Origin of the sequence: Burkholderia sp. KCJ3K979 (assembly GCF_016759955.1) — a bacterium.
GTDB lineage: Bacteria > Pseudomonadota > Gammaproteobacteria > Burkholderiales > Burkholderiaceae > Burkholderia > Burkholderia orbicola.
On sequence record NZ_JACFYV010000377.1, the window covers coordinates 1 to 2,882 of the forward strand.

Annotated in this window: 1 protein-coding gene and 1 pseudogene; both read left to right on the plus strand. The window is 69.2% G+C overall.

Going from position 1 to position 2,882, the window contains the following annotated elements:
* Positions 1-2,233: autotransporter outer membrane beta-barrel domain-containing protein (locus tag H3O04_RS34810; protein ID WP_202589461.1), on the plus strand; the 2,233-nt coding region annotated here is incomplete at its 5' end.
* A gap of 35 nt (positions 2,234-2,268) precedes the next feature.
* Positions 2,269-2,882: pseudogene (locus H3O04_RS34815) on the plus strand (hypothetical protein); the annotation flags it as partial.

Below are 2,882 nucleotides of genomic sequence, written 5' to 3' on the forward strand. Positions count from 1 at the left end.
CGTGTACACGGGCGGCACGACGATCGGCAACGGCAGCACGCTGGCGGTCGGCGGCAACGGCAGCCTGTCGGCAGGCAGCGCCCTGACGCTGGCCGGCAACGGCGCGACGCTCGACGTCGGCGCGGCCACGACGCCGCAGACGGCGAGCGCGTTGTCGGGCGCCGCCGGTTCGACCGTGAATCTCGGCGGCAATACGCTGACCGTGGCCGGTCCGGCGGGCGGTTCGTTCGGCGGCACGATCGCGGGCACCGGCGGCTTCGCGGTGCAGGGCGGCGGCACGCAGACGCTGACCGGCGCCAACACGTACACCGGCGGCACGACAATCGGCAGCGGCAGCATGCTCGCGCTCGCCGGTGCAGGCAGCCTCGCGCCGACGAGCCCGGTGATCCTCGCGGGCAGCGGCGCGACGCTGAACCTGGCGGCCTCGGCCGCGCCGCAGTCGATCGGCACGCTGTCGGGTACGACGGGTTCGACCGTGAATCTCGGCGCGACGCCGCTGACGGTCAATACCGCCGGCACCAGCTCGTTCGCGGGCACGCTGTCGGGTACCGGTCCGCTGACGCTGGCCGGCACGGGCGCGCAGGTGCTGAGCGGGACGAACACGCTGTCCGGGCCGACGAACGTGACGGGCGGCACGCTCGCCGTCACCGGTTCGCTGGCCAGCTCGCCGGTGACCGTCGGCAGCGGCGCGACCGTCACCGGGACGGGCACGGTCGGCGGCCTGGTCGTGTCGGGCGGCGGTACCGCGTCGGTCCTCCAGCTCGGGCAGCCGCTGAAGGTCGCGGGCAACGCGACCTTCCAGCCGGGCTCGACGCTGCAGGTCGGCGCCACGCCGCAGCAGAGCGGCGGCCTCGACGTGACCGGCTCCGCCACGCTCAACGGTGGGTCGGTGCAGGTCGTCGCGGCGACCGGGCAATACCAGCCGGGCAAGCTCTACACCATCGTGAATGCCGGCGCGGGCGTGCAAGGGCAGTTCAGCGCGGTGAGCTCGACGTATGCGTTCCTCACGCCGACGCTCACGTACAACCCGGCGCAGGTACTGATGTCGCTGGCGCCGAACGGCACGCCGTTCTCGTCGGTGGCGACTACGCCCGACGGGCAAGCGGTGGCGGGCGCGGTCGGCACGCTCGGCGCCGGCAACCCGCTGTTCGATACGGTGCTGACGTCGGATGCGACGACCGCGAACCGCGCATTCACGCAACTGGCCGGCGATCTGTATCCGAGTACGCGTAGCGTGCTGCTGTCGGACAGCCGCTACGTGCACGACGCGGTGCTCGATCGCGCGCGGCTCGGTTCGCAGCCGGGCGGCGCGCTGTGCGGATGCGAGGCGCCGGTGTCGGCGGACGACCATGCGGCGGCGCTCGACCGGCGCATGGCCGCGGAGAACGGCTGCACGCCGGCCAAGTCGTACAAGCCCGCGGTGTGGGGCCGGCTGTACGGCTCGCATAGCCGGTTCAACGGCGATGGCGTCGCGTCGATCGATCGCAACCTGTATGGCTTCATCGTCGGCACGGATGCGGAAGTCAGCAGCCACTGGCGCGTCGGTATCGCGGGCGGCGCGTCGCGCAGCCAGCTCAATACCGACCAGAACGAGTCGGCGAAGGTCAACGGCGGGACGATCGCGCTGTACGCCAGCGGCCGATACGACGCGTGGAACGTGCGCGGTGGCGTGTCGCAGTCGTGGTACCGCGTGCATAGCGAGCGCAATCCGTCGTTCGGCAGCTTCGCCGACCACGATACCGCCAGCTACGACGCGAACGCGACGCAGGTGTTCACCGAGATCGGCTACTCGACGGCCATTCGCAACGTCTCGCTCGAACCGTTCGTCGGGCTTGCGTTCGCGAGCCTGCACACCGGCGGTTTCAAGGAGAACGGCGGCGCGGCGGCACTGCAGGGCGATTCCGACACGACGGGCCTCGGCTTCTCGACGCTCGGCGTGCGGGCCTCGACCGACGTCGCGGTCACGACGAAGGGCAAGGTCACGGCGTTCGGCACCGTCGGCTGGCGGCATGCATTCGGCAATACGCAGCCGGCGTCGACGCTGTCGTTCGCGAGCGGCGGTTCGCCGTTCAGCGTGACCGGCGTGCCGGTCGCGCGTGATGCCGCGGTGCTCGAGGTCGGCGTCGATGCGGCCGTGACCAAGAACCTGTCGCTCGGCCTGTCGTATAGCGGCCAGCTTGGCGGCCACATCAGTGATCACGCGTTGTACGGCAATCTGTTGTGGAAGTTCTAAAGGGAGGGGCGACGGCCGCTCGCGATGAAGTCGTCGTGAGCGGCCGATCGTTTATCGATGGTTATTGGTGGTTTGTTTTCAGGTTCGTATTTCAGAAACTTCGTGATGCGAATCGTTTTCATGAAGCGCATCACGCGGTGTTTGGTATCCCGTTGCATCGGTCTGTTCGAACTTGTTTCAACGCTTTGCCGTATCGGGCAATCCGCGAGCGATTCGTGCCGCCTTCGGGCGACAGGGTCCACGCGTCATCGCTCGAGCTGTTCCGCGGTTGTCCAACCGAACTGAGGTTACTCATGAAAACGAAAAAGAACGTGAAATTGACGGGTATCGCCCTGTCGGTCGCGGCTGTGTTCAGCCTGGCCGCCACGGCGTCCCAGGCGGTGGTCGTGACCGCCGTGCCGGGAAGTCTCAGCAACACCGACGGCTTGATCATCGAAGGCGCGTCGCCGGCGCCCGGGGGACTCGTCGGCACGGTGACGGGATGGGGGAATGGGGCGGTGACGGTCGGCAACCCGAATGCAGGCGGTATCTCGATCGGGCTGGCCGGGACGGGGACGGGAAGCGCGGCCATTGGTATCGGTAGCGGATTGCTCGAGCCGGTCGCGGGCGTGGCCGGTACGGTGACGGGGGCGCTGGGTGGTCTCGGCGG